This is a genomic window from Formicincola oecophyllae (assembly GCF_006542395.2).
Classification (GTDB): domain Bacteria; phylum Pseudomonadota; class Alphaproteobacteria; order Acetobacterales; family Acetobacteraceae; genus Formicincola; species Formicincola oecophyllae.
In genome coordinates this window covers 852,793-879,089 of the sequence record NZ_CP038231.1, presented here as the reverse complement: position 1 = coordinate 879,089, position 26,297 = coordinate 852,793, and the positions used below count along the sequence as shown (strand labels likewise).

20 protein-coding genes and 1 riboswitch are annotated in these 26,297 nt (G+C 59.5%); of the genes, 10 read left to right on the top strand and 10 right to left on the bottom strand.

Translation table 11 applies throughout. From position 1 onward, the window contains the following. Positions 1–7 precede the first annotated feature (7 nt). Genes E3E12_RS03920 through E3E12_RS03905 form a run of 4 tightly spaced genes read right to left on the bottom strand, consistent with a single transcriptional unit; the run spans position 8 to position 4,128 of the window. On the bottom strand, positions 8–865 hold the full coding sequence (locus tag E3E12_RS03920) for a methyltransferase domain-containing protein (RefSeq protein WP_141443167.1): 858 nt from the start codon (positions 863–865) through the stop codon (positions 8–10). Then, positions 862–1,554, bottom strand: a complete 693-nt coding sequence (locus E3E12_RS03915; protein WP_141443166.1) for an alpha/beta hydrolase — start codon at positions 1,552–1,554, stop codon at positions 862–864. The genes E3E12_RS03920 and E3E12_RS03915 overlap by 4 nt, the downstream gene beginning before the upstream one ends. Beyond that, positions 1,547–2,827 (bottom strand): aminotransferase class I/II-fold pyridoxal phosphate-dependent enzyme, encoded by a 1,281-nt coding sequence (locus tag E3E12_RS03910; protein ID WP_240810571.1) that lies wholly within the window; start codon positions 2,825–2,827, stop codon positions 1,547–1,549. Before E3E12_RS03910 ends, E3E12_RS03915 begins: the two co-directional genes overlap by 8 nt. Continuing rightward, positions 2,824–4,128 (bottom strand): adenosylmethionine--8-amino-7-oxononanoate transaminase, encoded by a 1,305-nt coding sequence (locus E3E12_RS03905; RefSeq protein ID WP_240810570.1) that lies wholly within the window; start codon positions 4,126–4,128, stop codon positions 2,824–2,826. Before E3E12_RS03905 ends, E3E12_RS03910 begins: the two co-directional genes overlap by 4 nt. A gap of 207 nt (positions 4,129–4,335) precedes the next feature. Here E3E12_RS03905 and pstC point away from each other — a divergent pair, with 207 nt between their 5' ends. The 4 genes from pstC to phoU are packed head-to-tail and all read left to right on the top strand — an operon-like array spanning position 4,336 to position 7,935. After that, a complete protein-coding gene (gene pstC / locus E3E12_RS03900) occupies positions 4,336–5,310 on the top strand; it encodes a phosphate ABC transporter permease subunit PstC (protein ID WP_141443163.1) in 975 nt (324 codons plus the stop codon). Then, positions 5,310–6,242, top strand: a complete 933-nt coding sequence (gene pstA, locus E3E12_RS03895; RefSeq protein ID WP_141443161.1) for a phosphate ABC transporter permease PstA — start codon at positions 5,310–5,312, stop codon at positions 6,240–6,242. The genes pstC and pstA overlap by 1 nt, the downstream gene beginning before the upstream one ends. A gap of 44 nt (positions 6,243–6,286) precedes the next feature. Then, positions 6,287–7,078, top strand: a complete 792-nt coding sequence (gene pstB, locus E3E12_RS03890) for a phosphate ABC transporter ATP-binding protein PstB (RefSeq protein ID WP_206338667.1) — start codon at positions 6,287–6,289, stop codon at positions 7,076–7,078. A gap of 56 nt (positions 7,079–7,134) precedes the next feature. After that, entirely contained in the window at positions 7,135–7,935 is an 801-nt protein-coding gene (gene phoU / locus E3E12_RS03885) for a phosphate signaling complex protein PhoU (protein ID WP_141443159.1), read from the top strand. Positions 7,936–7,944: 9 nt separating this feature from the next. On the opposite strand, the gene E3E12_RS03880 is transcribed toward phoU, so the two are convergent. Further along, positions 7,945–9,633 (bottom strand): amino acid permease, encoded by a 1,689-nt coding sequence (locus E3E12_RS03880; RefSeq protein ID WP_240810569.1) that lies wholly within the window; start codon positions 9,631–9,633, stop codon positions 7,945–7,947. Positions 9,634–10,306: 673 nt separating this feature from the next. Between E3E12_RS03880 and E3E12_RS03875 the strand changes: the two genes are divergently transcribed. From E3E12_RS03875 to E3E12_RS03860, 4 genes are all read left to right on the top strand, one after another. Then, positions 10,307–11,686, top strand: coding sequence for an efflux RND transporter periplasmic adaptor subunit (locus tag E3E12_RS03875; protein ID WP_141443158.1), 1,380 nt, complete (start codon positions 10,307–10,309; stop codon positions 11,684–11,686). After that, a complete protein-coding gene (locus E3E12_RS03870; RefSeq protein WP_141443156.1) occupies positions 11,683–14,880 on the top strand; it encodes an efflux RND transporter permease subunit in 3,198 nt (1,065 codons plus the stop codon). Before E3E12_RS03875 ends, E3E12_RS03870 begins: the two co-directional genes overlap by 4 nt. Beyond that, a complete protein-coding gene (locus E3E12_RS03865) occupies positions 14,877–16,601 on the top strand; it encodes an efflux transporter outer membrane subunit (protein ID WP_141443155.1) in 1,725 nt (574 codons plus the stop codon). Before E3E12_RS03870 ends, E3E12_RS03865 begins: the two co-directional genes overlap by 4 nt. Before the next feature lie 82 nt (positions 16,602–16,683). Beyond that, positions 16,684–17,055 carry a hypothetical protein gene (locus E3E12_RS03860; protein ID WP_141443153.1) on the top strand — a complete coding sequence of 124 codons (372 nt, stop codon included), beginning with the start codon at positions 16,684–16,686 and terminating at the stop codon, positions 17,053–17,055. 58 nt (positions 17,056–17,113) lie between these two features. Here the strand turns inward: E3E12_RS03860 and E3E12_RS03855 are convergent, their stop codons facing one another. The 3 genes from E3E12_RS03855 to E3E12_RS03845 are packed head-to-tail and all read right to left on the bottom strand — an operon-like array spanning position 17,114 to position 21,436. After that, positions 17,114–17,857, bottom strand: a complete 744-nt coding sequence (locus E3E12_RS03855) for a nicotinamide mononucleotide transporter family protein (protein ID WP_168194379.1) — start codon at positions 17,855–17,857, stop codon at positions 17,114–17,116. 5 nt (positions 17,858–17,862) lie between these two features. Further along, positions 17,863–19,092 carry a phosphotransferase enzyme family protein gene (locus tag E3E12_RS03850; RefSeq protein WP_141443149.1) on the bottom strand — a complete coding sequence of 410 codons (1,230 nt, stop codon included), beginning with the start codon at positions 19,090–19,092 and terminating at the stop codon, positions 17,863–17,865. Between the two features lie 40 nt (positions 19,093–19,132). Next, positions 19,133–21,436 carry a TonB-dependent receptor gene (locus E3E12_RS03845; protein ID WP_141443147.1) on the bottom strand — a complete coding sequence of 768 codons (2,304 nt, stop codon included), beginning with the start codon at positions 21,434–21,436 and terminating at the stop codon, positions 19,133–19,135. 158 nt (positions 21,437–21,594) lie between these two features. Then, positions 21,595–21,702, bottom strand: a riboswitch (TPP riboswitch). A 109-nt stretch (positions 21,703–21,811) separates the two neighbouring features. On the opposite strand from E3E12_RS03845, the gene rpe reads away from it, so the two are divergent. Both rpe and E3E12_RS03835 read left to right on the top strand, forming a co-directional pair. Continuing rightward, positions 21,812–22,558 carry a ribulose-phosphate 3-epimerase gene (gene rpe / locus E3E12_RS03840; protein WP_141443145.1) on the top strand — a complete coding sequence of 249 codons (747 nt, stop codon included), beginning with the start codon at positions 21,812–21,814 and terminating at the stop codon, positions 22,556–22,558. A gap of 43 nt (positions 22,559–22,601) precedes the next feature. Further along, positions 22,602–24,182, top strand: a complete 1,581-nt coding sequence (locus tag E3E12_RS03835) for a heparinase II/III family protein (protein ID WP_149498251.1) — start codon at positions 22,602–22,604, stop codon at positions 24,180–24,182. Positions 24,183–24,237: 55 nt separating this feature from the next. Here E3E12_RS03835 and tyrS read toward each other — a convergent pair whose 3' ends face one another. Together tyrS and E3E12_RS03825 are read right to left on the bottom strand one after the other, a co-directional pair. Then, positions 24,238–25,524, bottom strand: coding sequence for a tyrosine--tRNA ligase (gene tyrS, locus E3E12_RS03830; protein ID WP_141443141.1), 1,287 nt, complete (start codon positions 25,522–25,524; stop codon positions 24,238–24,240). 66 nt (positions 25,525–25,590) lie between these two features. After that, entirely contained in the window at positions 25,591–26,265 is a 675-nt protein-coding gene (locus tag E3E12_RS03825) for an alpha/beta hydrolase (RefSeq protein ID WP_240810598.1), read from the bottom strand. Positions 26,266–26,297 lie beyond the last annotated feature (32 nt).

Here is a 26,297-nt window from a genome sequence, read left to right as displayed (position 1 = left end):
GGCGTGGCTAGGGCGCTTTCCTGAACACGCCTAGGGCCAACTGATGGGTGATGGTGCAGGTAGTGCGGTCAAACATGGCCAAGGCACGTTTAAGGCTGGCTGGGCTGGCTGGGCTGTGATGTCCTGCCGGAACATGGGCCCCTAAGGCACGCAGGCTTTTGAGGAAGTCCAGGCCGCTGGTGAACTGCTCCTTGAAGGTCATGGGGCACCAGACCCCTTCACCACCTAGGGGCCAACTGCCCTGCAAGGCTGCAAGCGTGGGGTAAGGGGCAACGCCACAGGGCGTGCCTGACAGACGGCAGGCTTGGCGCCATTCATCGAACGTCCCTTCAACCAACATGCTGAAAGCCATGACGCCGCCCGGGGCCAGAAGCCCTGCCAGGACTTCAAGGCTTCCTGGCCAATCTTCGAACCACTGCCCACATAAATTGGCGGCTATCAGGTTCCATTGCGTGGCCTCAACAGGCAGGGGAGGTGAAGCGCGGTGGGCTAGGGCTTTGGGGGTTTGGGGGTTTTCCCCATCCATGACGGCATACACCATGTCCAAGTCAACGGGCGCTTGGTGGGCAAAGCGCTGGCGCGTGCGTGCCAGCATGGCTGGCGCTAGGTCAGTGCAGGCCATAAGAGGGTGCCCCGCCCTGGGCAAGCGCAGGAGGTGTTCCGTGAACAGGCCCGTGCCGCAGCCCAGCTCTAGCACCGCTCCTTCAAGCTTGGCGCCCATGGCTGCCAGTTGTTGGGCCAGTTCATGGCCTGCGAAACGCTGGGCGCGCGCGTGCTTGTCATAGCTGGCCGCTTGGCTGAAAGCGTGGCTGATATGGCTCTTGCGTTGCGACTGGGCAGTTGAATGAAGGGAAGCGCTGTTCATGACGCCTGGTCGCGCCAATTCATGATGGCCTGCACAATGAAGCGCGCGCAAAGTTGGGGATGGGTCAGTGGCAGCAAATGGCCACCGTCCTCAAAGCGTTCCTCTGGCGTGCCAAGGCCAGCCAAGCTGTGGGCGGGGGGCAAAGGGTCTTGGGCACCTGTCAGCACAGCCAGGCGCCGCGCCTGAACCCATGGCGCCAATGCGGGGCGCCTGTCCTCTTCAAGGAGCATGGTCAGACCATGCGCCAGCTCAGATTGGGAAGGGTGGGGGACTGCTGGAGAGGTAGGATCCTGCACGCTGGCGCGGAAATCACGCACAGTAATTGCTGGGTCGCGTTGCAGTGCCTTGGCCATGCGCTGCAGCACGCGCTGCTTGAAGCCTTGGGGGAAGTCCCCTCCCTCCACAAAACGCGCGAAGCTGTTGATGGCCACCAAACCGAGGCAGGATTGGCTAAAAACTGGTGAAGGCTTGCTGAGAAGGTCCATGAGACCAGCAGAATGGCCAATGGCCACGCAAGGATTCCTGGCTGCACGCTTTTGCGCCAGCGCTGCAACATATGGAATCAGCAGCAGCTTGCGGCCATCAGGCAAAGCTGGTGGCAGGCATTGGAAAGTCCGTTGCCAAAAAAGGGGGGTGTAACTCCAGCCCTGGTGGAAAAACAGGGTGAGGGTGGTTTGCTGGTCAGCCATGGCGGCCTTGCCTCCCTGTTGGGCGACAGTGCATTCTTAAAACCGTACAGAGCTTTTCCAGGTCTTTATCCTCCAATGCTGCATTGAGGGAAAGGCGCAGGCGAGCCTGCCCTTGGGGCACAGTTGGTGGGCGGATGGCCACTGTGAAAAAGCCGTGGTCGCGCAGAAGCACTGCCATCTCCAACGCTTGTTCAGCACTGCCAGCCATAACAGGCACGATGTGCGTGCTGGAGGCGCCTGTTTCAAAGCCAGCACTGTGCAGTTGCTGGCGCAGCAGTTCCGCATTGCGGCCCAAGGCGGCCCGTGCCTGGGCCAGTTTTGCAGTCGGCAGCAGGTCAAGGGCGCCCTCAAGCGCGCCCAGCGCCGCTGGTGGGGGGGCTGTACTGTAAACATAGCCTGAAGCGCTGTTGACCAGCCATTCACGTAAGGCCTTGCTGCCAGTGATGAAGGCCCCAGCCCCGCCAAGGGCTTTGCTGGCCGTGCTTAAGGTAATGTCGACCTTGACGGGCGCGTTTGTGGTTTTCACCCCCCCCTCAAGCGCGCTGGCGCAGGTCAGCCCAGTGCCATTTGGCCCCAAAACACCTGTCGCGTGGGCTTCATCCACCAGTAGCAACGCTCCCCAACGGTCAGCCAAGGCACGCAGGGCGTGCAGTGGGGCACGGTCACCATCCATGGAGAACACGCTTTCGGTCGCGATGATTTTCAATCCCCCCCGTTCCCCAGCTGGCAGGCTGGCTTGGTGGTGTTCCAGAAGGGTTGCCAAATGGGCCACATCATTATGGCGGAAGCGCTTTTGCCGCACCCCTGCTGCAGCGCACCCATGGTGAAGACTGGCATGGTTGAGGCGGTCGTTGAACACCGCCAAGCCTTGGCCCGTTTGCAGCCGCGAAAGTTGGTCTAACGCTGGCAACAGGCAAGCATTGGCTTGCCAGCCACTGTTGAATAGCAGCGCTCCCTCTGCCTGCTTGAGATGGGCCAGGCGTTGCTCAAGGCGTGCCGCACCCTCATGCCAGCCACATACAAGGGGGGAAGCTCCAGCCCCAGCCCCCCAGCGTTCCAGCCACTGTTGGGCTGTTTGGCGGACATGGGGGTGGAAGGACAAAGCAAGGTAATCGTTAGAGGCAAGGTCGACCAGCCATGGGCCGTTTTGGTCAGAGGCTGGCCTGCACCGGCCTGGGCGGCGCTGCCAGGCCATGGTTTGGCGTTGGAGGTTGGCCGCTTTTCGTCTTGCCAAAGCGTCTGCCACCATGGCGTCAAGGGTGGCCCCCTTCACGGCGCCCCACCAGAGAGCACGTTCCAGACGGCATTGGTGAGCGTTCGCAACTCCTCATCGCCAATTGTGAAAGCGGGGGTAAGGGCAATGACGTTGCGGAAGGGGCGCAGCCACACGCCCTCAGCAATGAAAGCCTGACGCAGCTTGTCCGTGCTGGTCCGGGCCAGCCATGTTTCATTCAGCTCCACCACGCCAATGGCGCCCAATGTGCGCACGTCACGCACGTTTTCAAGGCTGCGGCAGCGTTCAAGCTGCTGGGCCATGGCGGCGCCCACAGCACGCGCCTGCTCTAGGCGCGGCTGGTCCTCAAACAGGTCCAGGGAGGCGTTGGCAGCGGCGCAGGCCAGCGGATTGCCCATGAAGGTTGGACCGTGCATCAAGGCTTTTTCAGGGTCATCGCCCAAAAAGCCCTCAAACACGCTATCGCGCGCCAAAGCGGCCCCAAGCCCAATGGCGCCGCCCGTCAGGGCTTTGGAAAGGGCCATGATGTCGGGCACGATGGCGGCCTGTTCGCAAGCGAAGAAGGTGCCTGTGCGCCCAAAGCCTGTGAATACCTCATCAGCGATCAGAAGGACGCCATGGCTGTCGCAAAGGCGGCGCAGGTGCCGCAGCACTTCGGGGTGGTGGAACACCATGCCGCCTGCGCCTTGCACTAAGGGCTCCACCACCATAGCGGCGATGTCGTGGCCTTGGTTATCAAGAATGGCTTCAAGGCGCTCCAGCGAAGCCTGGTCAACAGGCAGGGGCGCCATGACCTGCTGCTGCAGCATGTTGGAGAACAGGTGGTGCATGCCTTCCGTGGGGTCGCACAGGGCCATCATGCCCATGGTGTCGCCATGGTAGGCGCCTTCAAAGAACAGAACTTTGTGGCGGCGCTTCTGGGTGTCACCATCAGAACGGTTGATGTGGTACTGCAAAGCCATTTTTACGGCTGCTTCCATGGCGACTGAACCTGAATCACACAGGAAAACCCTATTGAGGTCCCCTGGTGCCAAGGCAGCTAGGCGCGCGGCCAGGCGCTGAGCCTGAGTGTGGACAAGGCCACCCATCATGATGTGAGGCATCGCCAAGGCCTGCTCAGCAAGGGCTTTGGTGATGTGGGGATGGCTGCTGCCGTGGCTGGCTGTCCACCAGCTGGCCACACCGTCCACCAGTTGGCGCCCATCTTGAAGTGTGATGAGCGAACCTTGGGCAGAGGCCACGGCCATGGGAGCTGGCGCGGTGTGCATTTGGCTGTAGGGCAGCCAGAGATGTCGCTCTGCTTGGGCTGCATTGAACGGGGTGGAGGCTTGAAAAGGCATGGAACGTTTTTCAACCATTTTCCCCGCCAGCCGCAAGCCTGGGCTTGAAAGGCGCAGCTTTGCGCCTGTGGCCTTGATGCACCTTTTGAGTATGGAATGGTCCTGGACTTAAAAGCTGTAGGGCGGCAGGCTTGTTAAAGGCCCCCAGCGCACGCTAAGGCTCACTGAACGGCCCGATGCCCACCTGGAAACACGGGATGCTGCCTTATGGCCACTGCCACTCCATCCACCCCGCCACCCAAACGTTCCGCCTTAACGTCAGGCCCTGGTCTGGCTGGCTGGATTGAAAATGGCTTCAGGGGGGGCGTTACAAGCTGTGCTTTGCTGGTGGCGGCGCTTCTGGGCGCGCTGGCCCTCATGCTGGCCATGGGGGGTTGGAACGCCTTCAGAACATTCGGCCCCGCCTTTTTGGTTGATGGCGCCTGGGATCCTGTCGCAGGCCATTATGGTGCCTTGGCGCCCCTTCTTGGCACTGTGCTTAGCAGTGTTCTGGCCTTGCTCATTGCTGTTCCGTTGGCTTTCGGCACAGCCTTTTGGCTGACCACTATAGCCCCCCGGCGCCTCAGTAAACCCATCGCCATGGCTGTGCAGCTTTTGGCGGCGGTGCCGTCTATTATTTTCGGCATGTGGGGCTTTTTCATGATTGTGCCCTTCATGGCGCGCCATGTGCAGCCATGGTTGGACATCCACTTAGCCCATGTGCCGCTGTTAGGGGCGTTGACGGGTGGTGCAGCCTTTGGCCTGGGGCTGATGACAACAGCCCTTGTCCTGGCCTTGATGGTGGCACCCTTCGTCACGGCCGTGATGTGCGATGTGTTCAACGCCGTCCCCCCCATGATGGTTGAAAGCGCCTATGGCCTTGGCGCCACGCGTTGGGAAGTCATCCGGTTTATTATCCTGCCTTGGTGCCGCAACGGGTTGATTGGCGCCTTGGTGTTGGGCATGGGGCGTGCCTTGGGTGAAACCATTGCGGTGACCTTCGTCATTGGCAATGTCACGGCTGTGGGTTGGTCGCTTTTTGCGCCGCGCAGCACGGCGGCGTCCCTCATTGCATTGCAATTCCCTGAAAGCCCAGCAGGTTCGCTGGGCCTTTCAGCGCTTTTGGCGCTGGGCTTCATCCTCATGGCGCTGTCCTGTGGCAGCCTGGTGATGGCGCGGCTGCTGACTAAGGAGGCAAAGTGATGACCGCCAGCGCGCCCCAATCTGCCCCACCCCCTGCTGGAACTGAAGCAGCCCTTGTGCGCCAGGAATTGCTGACCCCTTCAGACCGCTGGCAGCCTGGCGGCCGGGCAGCGTGGCGGCGCTTCAAAAACAGGTTAGCCACCTTTTTAGCGACCATGGCGGCGGTGGTTCTGGTGCTGGTTTTGGCCTCCATTCTATGGACTTTGTTCATCAAAGGCTTGCCTGGCCTCAGTGTGGCGGTTTTCCTGCGCCCCATGGCGCCCCCAGGCGTAGTGGGGGGGCTTGGCAACGCTATTTTGGGAAGCGTCATCCAAACGGCCCTCGCTATGGCCATTGCCACGCCCATAGGCTTGGGGTGTGGCGTCTACCTGGCTGAATACGCCCTGCCCCACAGGCCTTTCACCAAGGTGGCGCGCTTTGCCGCTGACTTGCTGATGAGTGTGCCATCGATTTTGGCTGGGTTGTTTGTATACCAACTTTGCGTGGTGCCTTTTGGCCATTTTTCAGGGTGGGCCGGGGCGCTGGCGTTGGCGGTGTTGGCTATCCCCCTGGTGGTACGCACCACAGAGGACATGCTGGGCCTTGTGCCCAAAGCCATGATGGAGGCAGGCGCCGCCTTAGGCGCGCCACGGTGGATCGTCATCACGCGTTTGTGCATGCGCGCAGCGCGGGAAGGGATTGCCACAGGGCTTCTGCTGGCTTTGGCGCGCACAGGGGGGGAGACGGCGCCCCTTTTGTTCACAGCGTTGGGCAACCAGGATTGGTCGCTTGACCCTTCGCGCCCCATGGCCAGCTTGCCCTTGGCGATCTACCAATATGCCGGCGCCGCCTACGCTGATTGGGTGGGGCTGGCCTGGACAGGCGCTTTGTTGGTGACGTTGGCTGTGCTGGGCATCAACATTGCCACGCGCGCCTTCATGCGCAAAAGCTGAAAAGCGGGCACGCCACCAGCCCCATGCAGGAGCAGCCAGAGATCATGAAGCAGGACAACACCATGGCCCCCCACCAGGCAAAGCCCGCTGCGTTGAGCGCGCGCCAGCTTAATTTCTATTACGGTGATTTCCATGCCTTGCATGACATTACGATTGATTATCCTGACCGCACGGTGACGGCCATGATCGGCCCTTCAGGCTGCGGCAAATCAACGCTGCTGCGCGTCTTCAACCGCATTTATGAGCTTTACCCCAACCAGCGCGCCACGGGGGAGGTGTTCTTTGACGGTCTGAACATTCTGGAAAGCGACATCAACCTGGATGTGCTGCGGGCACGCATCGGCATGGTGTTTCAGAAACCCACCCCCTTCCCCATGTCGATCTACGACAACATCGCCTTTGGCGTGCGCCTGCATGAAAAAGTCAGCAAAGCTGACATGGACGAACGCGTTGAAAACGTTCTGACCAAGGTTGCCTTGTGGAATGAGGTACGCGACCGCCTCAAGGCGCCTGCCACGGGCCTTTCAGGAGGGCAGCAGCAGCGCTTGTGCATTGCCCGCTCCATCGCCACCCAGCCTGAGGTGTTGCTGCTGGATGAGCCGACCTCAGCGCTTGACCCTATCTCCACAGCCCGCATTGAAGAGCTTCTCGATGAGCTCAAGCATGATTACACGATCGCCATCGTGACCCATTCCATGCAACAGGCCGCCCGCTGTGCGGACAGGGTGGCGTTTTTTTACATGGGGCGCCTTGTGGAAGTGGATACAGCAGACAAGATCTTCACCAACCCTAAGCAACGCCAAACCCAGGATTACATCACTGGCCGCTTTGGTTGAGGCGCGCCCCCAGGGCGCCAGCAACCACCAAGCCTTCCCAACAGGAGAGCCATCCCATGGCTGACAACACCCACACCGTGACCAGTTTTGAGACTGAGTTGCACAAACTGCGTGCCATGATGGCTGAGATGGGCGAGATTACCCAGCAGCAGGTGACCCTAGCCCTTGATGCCATCACGGAGCATGAGCCAGAGGCAGCCCAGAAAGCCATCACCCTTGATCCGCGCGTTGATGCACTGGAGCGTGACGTGGAGGCCCTGGCCATCAGGATGCTGGCTTTGCGTAGCCCCATGGGCGCTGACCTGCGTGAAATCGTGGCGGCCTTGAAAATCACGGGCGACCTTGAGCGTATAGGTGATTACGCCGCCTCCATCGCCAAGCGCGCCGCCATTGTTTCAGAGGAGAGCGGCAACATTCCCCTTGGGGGGTTGCGCAACATGGGGCGCCTGGTGATTGAGAACATCGCCTTGATGGTCAAAGCGCTGGTGGGCCAGAACCCCACCCTGGCGCTTGAGGTCTGGCATGCCGACCGTGCGATTGACGAACAGTACACAACGCTTTTCCGTGAGCTTGTGACTTACATGATGGAGGATGCCCGCAATATCCGCCCCTGCACGGAGCTGCTTTTCGTGGCGCGCAACCTTGAACGCATCGGCGACCATGCCACTAACATCGCAGAGCGTGTTTTCTATGCTGTGACGGGGGAAAACATGCCAGCTTCACGCCCTAAAGGCCGGAAGGTGACCACGGCTTCCATCACGGGGGAAGTCCTGGCAGCCCACCAGGACGGGCAGAGCGCGAAGGCCGATGACGCGGAAGGAGAACAGCCACCTGCCCCTCGTCCTTCCGCACCCTAAAGGGCCCGCTCAGCTAGGTGCCTGCCCTTGTTTAGGGGCAGGGCTGGTGGTCGCGCTGCCAGGCATTTTAGGCTTGTGAATATGGTGGTGGGGTGATTTTACGGCTTTGGGGGGCAGTGTGGTGAAGGTGCCTTCATCATCGTCATCCTCCTCCTCTTCAGTCTCATCATCGTCATCATCACTAAAATGATTGAGGATTTTCCAACCAACCCAGAAAATCACGGCCAGCAGCGGAATGGCGCAGATGGTGAAGGTTCCGGCGGGGAAATCAAACGCCATCATGCCAAGCACCAGGACCAGGAAAGCCAATGTTAAGTAACCTGAATAAGGCGCCCAGGGCATGGCGAAGCCCGTGGGGGGAATGTGGCCTTTCTTGATTTCATGGTGCAAGCGCAGCTGGCACAGGATGATGCAGGCCCATGTGCCCAAAATGCCCAGTGAGGATAGGCTGAGGACAATTTCAAACACTTGGGAGGGGATGAAATAATTTAACACCACGCCAATCACGTAAATGGCTAGCGTGGCCAAAATGGCCACATAAGGCACCGCGTTGCGGTTCAGCCGCGCGAAAGCGTGGGGGGCGGAACCCCCAATGGCCAGGGCCCGCAAAACGCGCCCTGTTGAATAAAGACCTGAATTCAGGCTGGAGAGGGCGGCCGTCAGCACAACGAAGTTCATGACGCTGTCAGCGTAAGGCACCCCCAACTTGCCAAAGAACGTGACAAATGGGCTGGTGCCAGCCTGGTAAGCAGACCATGGCAGCACCAGCACCAGCAGGATGATCGACCCGACATAGAAGAACAGGATGCGCCACACGACGGAGTTGACCGCACGCGGCACCACTTCTTGCGGGTTTTCACATTCACCTGCAGCGATGCCGATAAGCTCAGTGGCGGCGTAAGCGAACACTACGCCTTGCAGCAGCCACAGGGCTGGCCCCACGCCATGGGGGAAAAAACCCCCGTAATCAGCGATCATGTGCAGGCCTGGCGCGTGCCCGTCAATGTGGTGGCCTGATCCGAAAATCCAGCTCGCCACCCCCAAGAAAGTGACAATGGCCAGTACCTTGATAAGTGCCAGCCAAAACTCGATTTCGCCAAAATAGCGCACGCCAGCCATATTGATGGCACCCACCAGCACCATGGCCCCCAGTGCCAAGGCCCATTGGGGAATATCGATGAAGGCAGGCCAAAAATGGATGTAGAGCGCCACAGCCGTGATGTCGACAATGCCCGTCATGGCCCAGTTAAGGAAGAACAGCCACCCCACGGTGTAAGCTGCCCCCTCCCCTAGGAATTCACGCGCATAGGTCACAAAGCTGCCGCTGCTGGGGCGGTACATGACAAGCTGCCCCATGGCGCGCAGGATCATAAACGCTGCCAACCCGCACAGGGCGTAGATGATAGCCAGCGAAGGCCCCGCTTGCTGCAAGCGTGACGCACTGGCCAGGAAAAGTCCTGTGCCAATGGCACCGCCAATCGCAATCATTTGGACATGGCGCGGCGAAAGGCCTTTGTGGTAGCCCTCAGCAGTTTTGCGATGTTTGCCCTTAGTTGGGGGCGGGCTTTCAGCGTCCAGCGCTTCAACCAAGGGGCCCTCGTAAAGGGGGACGGAGGATTGAACTGGCGGTGCGCCTGCCTGAGGGGGGGAGCTGGCCACGCCAGCATTGTCCGTTTCAGCAGGCATTTTGCCAGTCATATTGGCGCCACTCCTTGGTTTGAAGCATCATAAGCGCCACACGCCTCATTGGATATGGGTGTGACAAGCATTGTTTAACTAAATCGCATTTCATGTCAATGTTAGGTTAATTCTACAATAAAACATAACATGAAAAGCCCTGATTGCAAATGCAAATGATTTTTCTAATATTGAATTAATTTTCATAAGTTATTTTTAGGTAAAAATCAAAACTCCTCCAATCATGAATAACCTCATGGAGAAGAACATTCATGGATTAAGTATCATTTAAGAAGCCATCATTATACATGGTGGTATGATGGCGGTATGAAAGACCATTTGCAGATGAAGCCCTCATGAAATTGTTTCAACCTCCTCTCAAGGCCATGTGCCTGTGAAGTGGTTGACGGGTGTGTGAAAAAACGCTTTGGTGCCAAATCATGCTGACCGGGTGGTCACCTTCCTGCCAGAACATCTCCAGGTCTTACCTAAGGCCTACAAGCAAGCGTGAGAGGCAAGGTGGTTGCCGTCCGGCGAAAGTTCTGTTAGGTGAGTTTTGACTCATTCAATCCTGCTGAACTTTCCCAGTGGTTTTTTGAGGTTCCCCGGCCACAGGCCCCTGATTGTGGATTGTCAGGCCCTCCTACGCGCCAGTCTGCATCTTCCCCCATTACGTTGAAGTGAGCGCCCCTGAATGAGTTTCAGGCTATCCCGCCAACCTGTCCGCCCCTTTTTTCACCCTGACGTGGCGTTCAAGCTGGGCAATAGTCACGTCCCCTGGGGGCGCTGTGTGGTAGCGCTGCTGCTTTTGGCAGGGGTGGGGGGCTGCAAGCGCCATGGCGGGGCGGCTATCCCGCCGCAACCAGTTATGGTCAGTGTTGTCCAGCAGCAAGCTGTTCCTGTGGACATCGCTTTGCCTGGCCGCACAGATGCCTATGAACAGGCCATGATCCGCCCCCAGGTCAGCGGTGTGGTAACGGCCATGACGTTCCAACAGGGTGGGGATGTTCACAAGGGCCAGCAACTTTACCAGATTTACCCAGTTCCCTATCAAGCTGCCCTTAAAGAGGCGCAGGGCCAGCTGATCAAGGCACAGGCCGCCGCCCGCCAGGCGGATTTACTTTTGGCACGCTACGGGCGGCTTTTGGGGCCGCACGCCGTCAGCACGCAAGAATATGACAATGCCCTGGCCAGCGCGCGTGAAGCCCACGGTGCCTTGGAGGCAGCGCAGGGCCAGGTGACGTCAGCGCAGGTGAACCTTAATTACAGCCACGTCAGCTCCCCCATTGATGGGCGCATTGGCCGCACCATCTACACGGTTGGCACCTTGGTGACGGCAGGTCAGCAGGATGCCATCGCGGTGGTGACGCGTCTTGACCCCATCTATGTTGATGTGAACCTGCCCGCTGACGAGATGCTACGCCTGCGCGCTGATTGGGCGTCAGGCAAGTTGGAACGCAAGAATGGCGGCGCTGCCGTGCGCCTGCAGTTTGGCAATGGCCTGCCTTATGACCAGGTTGGCACGGTGGCGCTTTCTGAAGTGACCGTCAGCCCTGGCACGGGCACCCAAGTGGTGCGTGCCGTCATGCCTAACCCGCAGAAGCTCCTGCTGCCTGGCATGTATGTGGTGGCGCACATGCGTGAAGGTGTGAATGCCCACGCCCTCCTAGTGCCGCAGGTGGCGGTGGAGCGGACACCGAAGGGCGATGCTTACGTCATGGTGGCCACGCCAGACACCACCAAGGAAGGCCAGCTCCACCACAGGGGCAAAGTGGCCATGCAGATGGTAAAGCTGGGCAACGCCATAGGTGACAGCTGGGTGGTGGAAGCCGGGCTGCAGCCAGGTGACCTTGTGGTGACGGAAGGACTGCAGAAAATCCAGCCTGGTAAAGCTGTGACCATTATGCCCCACCCTGTGGCCAAGCCAGCCGTGCCGCCAGCGGCGCCAGTGCCAGCCAACCAGTCTGTGCAGGCGCCCAACCCCACCCCTGACCTGGGCGCCCACCACGCCCACACGCACGCTAAGGCGCCAGCACGCAAACACATTCAGAAAAGCGCTGGTAGAAAGCCGTGAACATTTCGCGTTTTTTCATCGACAGGCCCGTCCTGGCCTGGGTCATTGGCATTATCATCATGCTTGTTGGGCTGGTGGCTGTGTTCCGGCTGCCCATTGCGCAGTACCCAGCCATTGCGCCGCCCATGATCTCCATTACGGTGACGGATCCTGGCGCTTCTGCCGAGACTGTGGACAACACCGTGGTGCGGCCCATCCTGCAGCAGATGTTCGGGCTTGACCACTTGGAGTACCTGTCGGCCTCCTCCTACGGCGCCGGCAATATGGAAATCGACCTGACGTTCGAACAGGGCACCAATCCCGACATCGCCCAGATGCAGGTGCAAAACAAGCTGCAGCTTGCCCAGCCCTTCCTGCCGCCTGAAGTGACGGCGCAAGGGGTGAGCGTGACCAAGGCCGTCAAGAACTTCATGATGGTTATCGCCTTCATCTCCACTGATGGGAGTATGAGCGGCGCTGACGTAGGCGATTATGTGGCCTCCGAGGTGGTGGACCCGGTCGCGCGCGTCACCGGTGTGGGCGACCATCAGCTGTTTGGTTCTGAATACGCTATGCGGGTATGGATGAACCCAGGCAAGCTGTTCAGCTATGGCCTGACGGTGGCTGATGTTCAGCAGGCTATTCAGAACCAGAACATCCAAGTGGCCTCTGGCGAGCTTGGAGGCCTGCCGGCACGCAAGAACATCGCCTTTGACGCCAATATCATAGGCCCAACCCGCCTGACGGATGTGGAGGAGTTCAAGAACATCCTCCTTAAGGTGCAGCCTGACGGCAGCCAGGTGCGGATGCGCGACATTGGCGAAGTTGGCCTGGGCGCTCAGAACTACAACCTGACGTCAACCTACAACAACCAGCCTGCCGCCGAGATCGCGCTCAAGCTCGCCCCAGGCGCCAACCAGCTCAAAACGGAGGCAGCGGTGCGCGCCCAGTTGGCGCAACTCAAACCCTTCTTCCCGCCTGGCCTGGCCATCCGCTACCCCCTCGACACTGAGCCCTTCATCACCCACTCCATTGAAGAGGTGGTGGAGACCCTCATCATCGCCATCCTGCTGGTGTTCCTGGTGATGCTGGTGTTCCTGCAGAACTTGCGCGCCACCCTCATCCCCGCCATTGCAGTGCCGGTGGTGCTGCTGGGCACGTTCGGCATCCTGGCTGCGCTTGGTTACTCCATCAATACGCTGACCATGCTGGCCATGGTCCTGGCCGTTGGCCTGCTGGTGGATGACGCCATCGTGGTGGTGGAGAACGTCGAGCGCGTCATGGTGGAGGACGGCCTGCCGCCCCTAGAGGCCACACGGCGCTCCATGGATGAGATCACGGGCGCTTTGGTGGGCATCGTGCTGGTGCTGACGGCCGTGTTCCTGCCCATGGCGGCTTTCCAAGGCTCAACGGGCGTTATCTACAGGCAGTTCTCCATCACCATTGTCGCTGCCATGTGGCTTTCAGTGCTGGTGGCCCTGGTGTTGACGCCAGCACTTTGCGGCACGCTCCTCAAGCCAGGCGCGCAGGAATCGAAACTGTGGGTCGCGCGCAAGTTCGATGAGGGTTTCGAACGCCTCACCCAAGGCTACGTGAATGGCGTCAAGCTGCTGATTAACCACCGCCGCATCAGCATGGTAATCTACGCCGTGCTGACGTCCCTGACCGTGTGGCTGTTCTTCCAATTGCCAGGCGGCTTCCTGCCTGATGAGGACCAGGGCCTCATCTTTGGCCAGGTCTCCTTGCGGCCAGGCGCCACAGAGGCGCAGACCGCTGCCGTCAACCGCAGGGTGACGGCTTACATCCTCAAGCATTATGGCAAGTGGGTTGAATCGGTCTGCTCCATGAATGGCTTCAGCTTCGCTGGCCAGGGGCAGAGCCAAGGCGCCTTCTTCATTCGTTTGACGCCATGGGACAAGCGCCCTGGGCAGAAACACACCTCCATGGCCATCGCTAATGAGTTGATGGCGCATTTTTGGCAGGATCCGGAAGCGCAGATCTACGCCATCAATCCGCCAGCGGTGCTTGAGCTGGGCAATGCCACTGGCTTTGACCTGGAGCTGGAGAACCGCTCCAACATGAGCCACGAGGACTTCCTGAAGGCGCGCAACATGTTGATCTATGCGGCAGCCCAGGTGCCGGCGCTGCAGGCTGTCCGCCCACTAGGCATGGAGGACGCGCCCCAGTACAAGCTCCTCATCAACAGGGCGCAGGCCAATGCGCAGGGCGTTGATAACGCCCAGATCAACAGCACCATCAATGGTGCGTTCGGTTCCATTTACGTCAACCAGTTCCTACGCGCTGGCCGCGTGAAGCAAGTCTACATCCAAGGTGGCGAGGCTTCGCGTATGCTGCCTCAGGATTTGGGGCAGTGGTACCTGCGCAACCTCAGCGGGGACATGGTGCCTTTCAACACCTTCGCGCGTGGCAACTGGATTGTGGGCCCACAGAAGGTGGAGAACTACAATGGCTACGCCTCCTTCGAAATTCAGGGCCAGCCTGCGCCAGGCGTGAGCTCAGGCACGGCTATGGCCATCATGAAGCGCCTCCTGGCCCAGATGCCGCACGGCATTGGCTACCAGTGGACGGGCCTCTCCTATGAGGAGGTGGCCTCCAGCGGGTCCATTGGGCCACTTTACATGCTCTCAGCCATCGTCATTTTGCTGTGTCTTGCTGGCCTTTACGAAAACTGGGCCATTCCTTTCGCGGTCATTCTGGTGCTGCCGCTTGGCGTTGTCGGCGCCATTTTGGCGACCTTACTGCGCGGCTACGCCAACGATGTCTATTTCCAGGTCGGGCTGCTGACCACGGTGGGGCTGTCCGTCAAGAACGCCATTCTCATTGTGGAGTTCGCCCAGGCTTTCTATGAACAAGGCGACACGTTGGAGGTAGCCGTTCTGAAAGCCGCCCACCAGCGCCTGCGCCCCATTTTGATGACGTCCATCGCTTTTGTTCTGGGTGTGTTGCCGTTGGCTGTGGCCACGGGTGCTGGCTCCGCCGCCCGCCGTGCCATTGGCACATGCGTGACGGGCGGCATGTTGTCGGCCACCTCACTGGCCATTTACTTCATCCCTGTCTTCTATGTGGTCGTGCTGCGCTTGTTTAAAGTCAAACGCCTTGCAGACGTGCGCGCTGCCCAGCAGGCGGAGCTTGATAAGGCCTTGGCCGCTGACAAGGCATCCAAGGCAAACCCCAACCCCGGGAGCGCAGCATGAACCGTTTTCGCACCATCAGGGGAAGGCGTTTGCCACGCCCAGGCGCCACTCACCAAGGCTTTTCGGGAAAAGGCCAGAGGCTCGCCCTGTTGCTGGCTGCTTTCACGGTGGCGCCATGGGGGCTTGCTGGATGTGACATGGCGCCTGATTACAAGCGTCCCGCGCCAGCTGTGCCCATGGTCTGGCCTGAGGACAGCGGCGTGAAGGGGGACGCCAAAACAGCCGCTCAGCAGGCGGCCCATCCTCACCCTATTGCCGCCAACCTGGGGTGGGAGGATTTCTTCAAGGACCCGCGCCTGCAAAAGCTCATTGAGCTGACGCTCCACAACAACCGCAGCTTGGCCGCCCAGATGCAGGCCGTGACGAGCGCGCGCGGACAGTACCGGGTGCAGAACGCCGCCCTGTTGCCACTTATCAGCGTAGGGGCCAACGCTGAATACATGGACCCTTCCAACACGGCTGGTTTCTCCTTTGCGCCTGGCAGCGACAAGGCCCAGAATGGCCGCCAGGCCATCCCCCTCCTGCATTATTACCAGGAATCCATTGGCTTCTCGAGCTATGAGGTGGACGTCTGGGGGCGCATCCGCAACCTCTCCGCCTATCAGCGTGAACAGGCCCTGAGCCAGCTGGAGAACCTCCGCACGCTGTGGCTCACCACTGTTTCGGAGTTGGCCAGCGATTACATCCGCTGGTTGATGGACCGGGAACAACTCAAGCTTTCCAGAGCCACAGCCGCCAGCACACTTGAAACCCTTAAGCTGACCAAAGCACGCTTTGACCAGGGGCAGGAGAACAATCTGGCCCTTTCAGAGGCCGCCAGCTCCTATGAGGAGGCAGCCGCTAGCGTGCCAAGTTTGGAAAGCGCCGTTGCGCAGGATGAGCACGCCATCCAGCTCATCGTAGGCATGCCGTTGCCCAAGGATTTGCCGCCACCGCTGCCTTATGGCCAGCAAATCACAGACAGCGATCTGCCAGCTGGCTTCCCATCAGACCTTCTGGTGCAGCGCCCAGACATCAGGGCTGCTGAGCATACCTTGATGGGCGCCAACGCCATGGTGGGGGCGGCGCGCGCCGCCTTTTTCCCCAAATTCACCCTGACGGCCAATGAGGGCACCTCATCGTTGAAATTCCACCAGCTGTTCACCAACATGGCAGAGACCTGGGGCATTTCCCCTGGCGTGAACATCCCGTTGCTGACATGGGGCGTGAATGAGGGCAATCTTGAAAGCGCCAAGGCTGAAAAGCGCCAAGCCATCGCCAATTACCAGAAAGCGGTTCAGACGGCTTTCAGGGAGGTTTCAGACAGCTTAACCTCCCGTGGGGCTTACAAGCGTGAGGAAGCGCGGGTAGAAGCCATGGCCGGTCACACTGATGACGCTTACAAGCTTTCCGTTATGCGTTACAAAGCGGGCATTGACAGTTTCCTGCCCACTTTGGTCAATCAGCGCAGCGCCTTCCAGTCCAGGGAATATGTGATCTACATCAAGGGGGCGCGACTGCAGAACAGCATCACGCTTTACCGCGCCCTTGGAGGCGGCTGGACGAAGAAGTCCCTGCCTTGGGAACCGCAGCCGCCTGCTGATAGTGCCCCCAAGCAGAGCAGGGTGGAGCAAAACCAGCCTTCTGCCGCCCTGCCTGATAAAGTATCAGGTAGTGAGATGCCTGGCAGCCTGCACCAGGCAGCACGCCAATCACGCCACCTGCCATCCCCAACACCCTGAAGCGGCGTGGCAGGCTGCTACCTTGGCCTGCCTTGGCTGCTATCACCATTCCCACCCGAAGCAGACATGAGGATGTGCTTTCATGACCACCCGGATGAAACTGTTTTCCGCCCTTGCGGCTGTCATGGCCATGACAGCGCTTGCCCCTGCGGCCCAGGCTGATTCACTGTTTGCGGATCCTTCCAAAGGCCCAACCCTGAACCAGCTGTACAAGCATTCCAAGCTGCCGCACCATTATGTGGATTTCAGCATGTTCCACTATGTGCCGCGTGGGGACCGCATCACTGTTCAGCCAGAGCGCGACCGCCTGGTGTTCAATAAGAAAACGGGCGAGCCTGATGGTTATGCTGAACGCCGCGGCGATGCCGTGATTTATTACAACCCTGCTGGCAAGGCCATTCGCGTCCAACGCTTGACGCCAGAGGAAATGGACCGCCTGACCTCTGGTCAGTGAAAGGGACCAGCTCTTTTAACGCAGCGCTGACACTGGGCCCATGGTGGGTGATGTCCCTTCAAGGGGCAGTGTCCCTGGGCGCTTCATGCCACAGCGCCCAGCCATAGGCGGCCATGGCCACATAGGCCAAATGCAGGGCAGCCGTGACGTAAAGCCCGCGCAGCACGAAAAGGCCAGCGTCAAAACAGTCGATCACAGCCCAAAGGATCCAACTGGCACGGTAACGCCGCGCTGTCCAAAGTTGTGCCAAAAGGGCAGCGGCTGAAAGGCTGCCATCCATCCAGGGGTTGGGGTCGTTGGTCCAATTCTGCAGTGACCAAGCCCACAGCAACCCCACAGCTAGGGCGACCAGTGCCATGGGCATGGCCCCGCGCCATGAAAAACGTGCTGGCGCGCACAGCCTCATCCAGCCAGCTTCGCCGTAGCTGGCTTCAGCGCCGCTTTCAACCAAGGGGGCGTTGGCGCCCAATCCTTGCTCCACACGTGCCCCAACGCCAGTTACGGGTGTTGTTTTCATGGCTTGCCGCACACGCCTGGCCTCCAGGGCCCAGGCCCACCAGCCATAAAGCGTGGCCACCACGTAAACCACGTGGCGCAGAGCATCACCGTAAAGCCGCGCTTTGAGGAAAACGCAGCCGTAAAGAACAGTGGCCAATAGCGAAACCGGCCATGCCCATGAGGAACGCCAGGCCAGCCCCATCACGCTTGCCGCAGCCAGGACAGCGGCTGTGTCCTCCAGGGGGTTGAGGGTCCACACATGGTGCAGCAGCGTGAAGCTAATGGGGTGAAGGAATGAAAACATACTGCTCAACGCTTTTGTGAGGGGGTTAGGGGGCAGTGCCGGGCTGCGGCTGCGTGGCGTTCGGCGCTTTGCTGGAGTGTGCTGAGGAAACGCTGCCCTTCTTCTGCCAGGAACCATTGCATGTGCCCCACAAGGTAACCTTCAAGGGCGATGTCAGCGCTGGCGCCATCCTGCAGCAGGCGCCTGTAATAGTCATCTTCAGAAAGGGCGAAGGGCACATGGCACAAGGGAAGCCAGCTGGCGCACCGCTTGAGGGCAGCGCTGAAACCCGTGCTGGCATAACCTGCCAGGAAAGCGTCAAGCAGGGCTTGGCTGAAGGGGGCAGGGCCGCCAGGATTCAGCCACGCAATGGCGCTGCGCTCCAAAGCGACCGCCAGATCAAACGCTGCTGAGGTGGCGTCACTCATGCCAAAATCGAACACCTCCTCAATCTTGTCTGCATCATCTTGGCGCCAGGTCAGGTTGACCCCGTGCCAATCACCATGGCCCCAGAGAAAAACCTCTTGGCTGGGCGCTTGGCGCAGGCGTTGGTGAAAATGGTGCAGCAGCCCTGGCAGATCCCCAGCCAGAAGGGCCCTTTGTTCAGGCAAGCCGCGCTGTGCCATGGCAGCCAAGAAGCGGTTTGCGCCGTCAGCACCCTCCAGCGGGGCCATGCCAGACAACAACAGCGCTTCCTGGGACCGCGGTTGGGGGGGCGTACGCCATGTGGCGCTGGCACGGTGAAGCCTGCCAAGGAGGGCACCAGCCGCGTACGCTTGGGCCTGGTTGTGCCATGATTGGCCCCAGGTGACGTCATGGCGATAAGTGTCGCGCCCTTTCAGGCCAGGGAAAAGCTCATAAATCTGTGGGGCGCCCTGCTGGCTGGGCAAGCTGATGAAGCTCTGCCCCTGGGGCGTTTTCAAGGGTTGGATAACTGGCAACCCCTGACTGTGAAGGTGGTGGATGAAATCATGTTCTTTTTGCTGGGCGCCAGCAGTGCGCAGGCGCCCGTCATGGCGCTTAATGAACAGCTCCTCCCCATGGGGCAGGGTCACTAAAGCTGCGGCTGAATAAGGCCTGATGCTGGTCTCAAGAATGCGTGGTTGTCGGTGGTGGGCGTGCCCATGGCTTGCTAGAACCGCCTTGATTTCCGCTTGCGTCAGGGCAGGCCAATCTGAATGCTGAATAGTTTCATCCACCCCCATGGGTATAGCGGGGCATGGCTTATCCTGGCTTGGTGGGGGGCTGGTTGCCATAACGCGCTCTCAGGAAAGGGATTTCAACGTGGGTGGCGGTTCAGAAGGCGGTCTGCACCGTGCCCATGGCAGTGAAGCCGCCGTCAACATAGTATTTGGGCGCGTGCCCTTTCACCAAAACGCCATTGGTGGCACGCGCGCTGTGCGCGTTGAGCTGAGGGCTGCCCACCCCTGAGAGGTAGTTCTGGTTGGACAGGTTGATGATGTTGAGCATGATGGTGGGGCGCTTCAGCCCACTGTCACGGAACAGCTTCACGTCATCGAAGCGGTAACCCAGGCTGAGGTCGGCTGTGGCGTAACCTGGCATGTGCTGGTCGTTCAGGAAGGTGGAATATTGCCGCCCAACGTAACGCGCCGTGATCATGCCAAACAGGTGTCCGTCATCATAGCGCAGCCCCAACGCGCCGATGAAGTGGGGGCTACGGATGGCGGACTTGCCCTTTGTCGGCAGCCATGCGGTGCATTTGCCGCCCGCATAGGCAGCGCACATGTTGTTGTCTGTGGTGGCGTTCAGATACTCAGCTGAGGCAAAGGGGCTCAAATGGTGCCAAGGCTTGGTGCCGATCTCGAAGTCAAGCCCGCGTGAGGTCTGCCCGCCAGCATTCATGCTGGTGGCGATGGTGGAGGCTGCGTTCTCATAGGTGGTGATTTGGCGGTTGGTGAAGTTGTAGTTGAAGAACGTCAGCGAGCCCGCCAGCCATTCGCCATCATGGCGGTAACCGATGGCTTCAGAAATAGAGTACTCAGGCTTCATGCCATGGCTGCTGTCAGCATTGTAGTAAGCGGTGACGGCAGGAAGGCGGAAATTCGTGGTGGCGTTGAGGAAGATCTGGTCGTGCTTGGTGATTTTCCACCGCATCCCAAAACGCGGCAAAGGTTCGCTGACGCTTTGGCCAACATGATAGGGGTAGCCAGCCCCCGCTTGGGAGGGGCTGCCGTCCGTCCCTTGGCGCGTCATCATCACTTCCTTGAAGCCAGCATCAATCAGCAGCCTGTTGCCCAGCAGCGAGAGATGGTCGCCAATGAAAATGGCGTTGGTCTGGGTGATGGTGTGGTAGTTCGCCCCTAAAATGACCTGGCCCATGTCGTCACGCATGTGGTGGTGGTTGTTCAGGCTCCAGGGATTAGGAGTGCGGCCTTGGCTGTCCACAGCAGTGTAGGGCATTTTCTCGCTGTCATCGACGTAGTCGTACCAGTAACCGATGAAGGCGTCGTTGTGGCCGCCTTGGAAACGGTTTTGGTAATGGGCGCTGGTGGTGACGCCAGAACGCCATGTTTTCTGCGTCCAGTCCTCCCGCACGACAGGGCTTTGATGGGGGCCTGATGGCAGGCCGGCGTCTTCAAGGGTGTCAGCACTGGGCCAGTTGCCCATGGCGCCCTGGGCATAAGGTTTTATGTCAAGCGAAAAGCCACTGCCCAACTCAACATGAGCTGGCGCCCCCAAATAGAGCGTTTGCTCGGGGTCACGCCACAGCTTCCAGTACTGGGCGCCTTTCTCTGGGTTGGCAGCATCGTAATGGCGTGCCAGCTCGCCTGAATGGATGCCATCCTCCCGCCAGCCGGCAAGGGTGGTTTTGGGCAGGTAGGCTGTATCAGTCTTGTTCCACGACCCTAGGAAGGAGACCCGCGACTGCCCCCATTCCTTCAGGAATTTGAAATCAACATGCTGGCGGCTGTTGGTGCCGGGGCCGCGCCAATTGTCTGAATGCGTGTTGGAGTAGGAAACGAACCCCCTAATGCCTGTTGAGCCAATCTCGCCAGTTTCCAGGCGGATGAAGCCACGGCTGCCGTTCCAGGACCCATAGGAGAAGGAGGCCATCCCCCCCCGTTTAAAGGAAGGGTCAAGGTAGGTCATGCTCATCAGCCCGCCAGCTGAATCCACAACAGGGCTGTCCAGGTCGCTGGCGCCTTGCTGAATAGCCACCTGGGCGTAGTTCTCAGCGTCAGCGAACTGGTCTGGGGTGCCACCGTAGTTGGCAGCATCCCCCATAGGTATGCCTTCAAGGACATAGCCGATCTCATCACCACCAAGGCCATGGATAGATATCGTGGTCTGGGGCGACATGCCGTAAGGGTCTGAACTGGCCACATTGGCCCCTGGCAGGTTCTGCACCAGTTGGAAGGCGTTGGCAGTGGGCGCCTGGATGGAAATGTAAGGCTGGCCGACAGCTGATTTTTCCTGAACGCCATTCTGTGGGGCTAGCAAGCCACCGCCAATGATGTTCCGCAGTAGGTGGGAACGGGTGACGATCGTCTCAGCCCCGCCCTGTTGCTGCACAGCATGGGATTTGGCTGCAGGGGCAGCTTTCGCAGCGCGGATGGTGGCTAAGGTGACGCCTGCCATGATAGCCAAGGGAACCACAAGCACCAACGATGGGCGTGGCCTTGAAGATGGGGAACGCTGGAGTGGCGGCAAGAATCTTCTCTCCCTGGGCGAGTGAAAAGATCCGGTTGCAAAGCGAAAAATTCAGGTGCCTGGCGTCATGGCGGCAAAGGCTGGGCCATGGGCGATCATTCCTGTCCCTTCGCCGGTATGAGCCGGATCAGGTTCAAAGGGTTTCGGCGCCATGCCGTCTCAGCCCCGTTTTTGGGACGCCCCTGGGAACGGCTTTTTATAATGTTTGCCTCCTGGGGGCGGCAAGCGGCACGGGGGCAAAATAAAGCCCAGAACATCCATCAATCTTGCCTTGTTGCCTAAAAACCCTGCTACAAAGGAATCATGACACAGCCCACCACACAGAAAGCGCACCGCAGTCCCTTCCCAGCCTGGGCTAAGGCGCCAGCAACCGCACCGGTCATTGTCGCCCCCAGCCTTTTAGCTGCGGATTTCGCCAATTTGCAATCTGAGCTGGCCAGCATTGAAACAGCCCCTTGGGTGCATTTGGACGTCATGGATGGCCGGTTTGTGCCGAACATCTCCTTCGGGATGCCTGTCATCAAAGCGCTGCGCCCTCACAGCAAGGCCTTTTTCGATGCCCATCTGATGGTGGAGGATGCTGATCCCCACCTCAAGGCTGTGGCTGATGCCGGCGCTGATCAAATCACGGTTCATGTTGAAGGCAATTGGCACCTCAACCGCACGCTTCAGGTCATTAAGGAATTGGGCTGCCGTGCTGGTGTGGCCTTGTGCCCAGCCACCCCTGTGGAAGCGTTGAGCGAAATCATGGGCATGGTGGACAGCATTCTGGTCATGACCGTGAACCCAGGCTTTGGTGGGCAGAAGTTCATGCCGGCCCAACTGCCTAAGATTCGCCGCATCGCCCGCATGGCGGCCCAGCAAAAGGCGGCTGATGGCCATGAGGTAATCGTGGGGGTTGATGGTGGCGTCAATCCAGCAACCACAGCCTTGGTGACGGACGCTGGCGCACGCATGTTGGTGGCGGGTTCAGCCGTTTTTGGCCACCCTGACCGCGCAGCGGCCATCAACGCCCTTGAGGGGGCGGCGATGCCGCCTGTGCTGGACTGAAGGACAACCCCGCCCTGTGCCTATAATCAAAGGATGGCGTTGGTTGAAGCTGGCTGTGGCCCGCATGCCGCGTGGCTGGAAAGGGGGTGCGCCCCATTACATTTACCAGGACATCATCACAGGTGATGCTGAGCGTGGCGCGCGCTTGGTGATGGGCAAAGCCGCCACAAGCCTTGGCCTGTACAAGCTGCCCAGGTTGGATGGCCTCCAACCTTGGCGCGAACAAGCCCCAGAGGCCATCAAGCCCTGGTTGTACAGTTTCGAGTGGTTGCGGGACTTGCGCGCCCTGGGCAACAATGATGCCCGCCTGTTGGCGCGCCGCTTGATGGAATGCTGGCTGAAGGAACCGCCAGCGGACCCCTTGGCCAGTGAACCCACCATCATGGGGCAGCGTTTGGCCAATTGGCATGGCCATTATGAGTTCTGCTTGGGTAGTGGCGCGCGTGGTCTGCAAGTGCAGGCTGGTGAAGCCATGGTGCGTGATGGGCGCATGTTGGCTGCCATGGTTCCTTTGCCGCCCCGTGGTTGGGAAGGCCTAGCCGTGCTGCGCGGCTTGCTGGCCGCCTTTATGGTACGTCCAGACCACCAGGGCTTCCTGGCACGTTTTGAACGTTACCTGCCTGCTGAGATGAAACGGGTTTTCTTGCCGGATGGCACAGTGGCTGAACGCAGCCCGGAAGCCCAATTCAGCGCCTTGGTTGAGTTAGCATCCATACTGGCCATGTATGGCGCCATGGGAACGTACCCGCCCCCGGGCGTGCGGGAGAATTTAGCGCGTGCCACGCCTGTGCTGCGTTCGCTATGCCATGGCGATGGCGGGTTAGCGTGTTTCAATGGCAGTAGTGAAGGCAACAGGAACAGCCTTGCCACGCTGTTCGAACGCATCGAACGCACCAGGCTGCTGGCCCCCAACCTGCCTGATGGGCGTTTTGTGCGTGTGGTGGCTGGGGGGGCGCTGCTGTTGGTAGATGCGGGCGTGCCCCCTAAACACGGCTTTGACCGCCGCGCCCATGCAGGTACGCTCTCTTTCGAATTTTCCTGGCAATCACAGCGTTTGCTTGTGAATTGCGGCAGTTTTGCTGATCCGGCTTGGCGAGAAGCATTGCGTGCCAGCGCAGCACACAACATGATTCTGGTCGGTGGCGAGTCATCCTGTGATTTCGCCAAGAATGGCACGATTGCACGCCGTCCCCACCATGTGCGCCTGGAAAAGTTCATGTCTGGGGGGGAACACCATTTGGAAATGGAACAGGATGGCTACCGCGCATCCCATGGCGCTTTATGGAAGCGCGCCCTGACCTTGGATGAGGCCGGCCACAATTTGCGCGGCTTTGAAATCATTGAAGGTGAACGCCCCCAGAATGTGGAAGTGCGTTTTCACGTCCACCCTGACGTCAGGGTCATCCAAGAGGAGGAGGAGGTCATCCTCAAGGCATCAGGCAGCATATGGCGTTTCAGCCAGCAAGGTGGCCGCTTGAAGGTGGAGGGGGATGTTTATTGCGGCCGCATGCAGCCAGAGCGTTCAAGGCAAATTGTGCTTGTGCTGCCCAAGGAACGCGGCAGCGCCAGTGGCAATGGTTGCATCCAAACAGTGAGTTGGCACCTGGAATGGTTGCCAGGCTGACCTGGCACTTTTGACCTTAGCCCGCTATCAAGCTTTTGAAAGCACCTCACGCACCTCACTGTGCCAATTGAACGCTGATGTGCTTCTTCTTGCCAATGGATAGGCGCAGTTCTGGCTTGCCGCCATGGGGTGGTGGGGCGAAGTCCGCTTGGCTGATGGGTTGATTCTCATCCTTGATAGGCGCGCCATTGATGCGCGCGCCACCCCCCCTGATGAGTCTGCGGGCCTCCCCCCCCGTTTTGGCTTGCCCAGTTTCAACCAACAACTTGAAGGCAGGCACCCCTTCACCAGCGATTGCGGCATTTTTCAGCACCACAGTTGGCAAGGGCGCTTCCTGGCCAGCGCCTGCAAACACACCCTCAGCGGCACGTTGGGCCTCCTCCGCAGCGGCCCTGCCATGGCAGATAGCCGTGGCTTCCGTGGCTAAGATGGCTTTGGCCTCATTGATGGCTACGCCTTCCAAGGCGCCAAGGCGTTCGCATTCCTCAACAGGCAGGTCAGTGAACATTTTGAGGAAGCGTCCCACATCAGCGTCTTCCGTGTTGCGCCAGAACTGCCAGTAATCGAACACAGGCAACTTTTCAGCCCGCACCCAACGCGCCCCTTGAGCTGATTTGCCCATTTTGGCGCCAGAGGCCGTGGTGACCAGTGGGGTCGTCAAACCAAACAGCTTGGCCCCATCAGTGCGGCGGGCCAGTTCAATGCCCGAAACGATGTTGCCCCATTGGTCAGAGCCACCCATTTGCAGCACGGCGCCATGGCGGCGGTGCAGTTCACGGAAATCATAGGCCTGCAAAATGGAGTAGTTGAATTCCAGGAACGTCAATCCCTGCTCACGTTCCAGGCGCTGCTTGACGCTTTCAAATGACAACATGCGACTGATGGAAAAATGCGCGCCCACATCCTGCAGAAGGTCAAGCCAGGAGAGTTTCCCAAGCCAGTCAGCGTTATTGGCTAAAAGGGGGGCGTTCTTGCCTTCCTCAACCTCAAAGTTCAGGAACTGGCGCAGTGACGCTTGAATGCCCGCCAGGTTGCGGGCGATGGTTTCCTCCTTCATGAGGCTGCGTGCCTCATCACGGAAGGAAGGGTCGCCAATGCGTGCCGTTCCTCCCCCCGCCAAAGCTATGGGACGGTGTCCATGACGTTGCAGCAGGCGCAGCATCATGATGGAAAGGGCATTGCCCACATGAAGGGAATCCGCTGTGGGGTCAAACCCCACATAGGCTGTCACAGGCCCTTCCATCATGCGTTGATCGAGCGCCGCCAGATCCGTGCATTGGAACATCATGCCGCGTGCCTGCGCTTCACGCAGGAAGGGGCTTTGGGGCCTGTAGTCAGTCATGGGCTAAGTCACCGAAAGGGATTGGAGGGGAAGGTGGCTTGAAGCCAAGCCTTGCTGGAACAGTTGTCAATCATGCTCCAGGGGGAGGAAATCAGCCTGCTTGGTGTTTACATGGTCTGTGATGGCGTCTGAGATGGCACGCACCTGACGACTGAAAATATGGTCTGCCGCGTCAAAAACACGGTAATCCACCGTGACGTTGCGCTGCGTGTTCAGTTTCTCCACCAGGCGGCGGATGCTGGGCTCTGGCGCAAGCTGGTCACGGCCGCCTGCGATCATTAGCCCGCCGCATGGGCACGGGGCCAGGAAACCGAAATCGTAATCATCAGCTGGGGGCGCAACGCTGATCCAGCCCTTCACCTCAGGGCGGCGCATCAAAAGCTGCATGCCGACAAAAGCGCCGAAGGAATAGCCCGCAATCCAGATCTCGCTGGAATGGGGGTTGATCTCCTGAAGCCAATCGAGGGCATAAGCGGCATCCGATATTTCTCCAATGCCGCCGTCATAGCGCCCTTCTGAACGACCCACCCCCCGTGAATTGTAACGAAGAACTGAAAAGCCCATGTCCTGGAATGTGCGCGCCATGGTAAAGGTGACACGGTTTTTTAGGCTGCCGCCATGAAGGGGGTGGGGGTGCAGGACAAGGGCCAGGGGCGCATTGCGTTTGGTGGATTGGTGGTAAACCCCTTCCAGTTGCCCTACAGGCCCGATGAACATTTCCTCATGACGGCCCGGTCTCATATCTGCCATAGATGACTCATTCCATTTAGCGT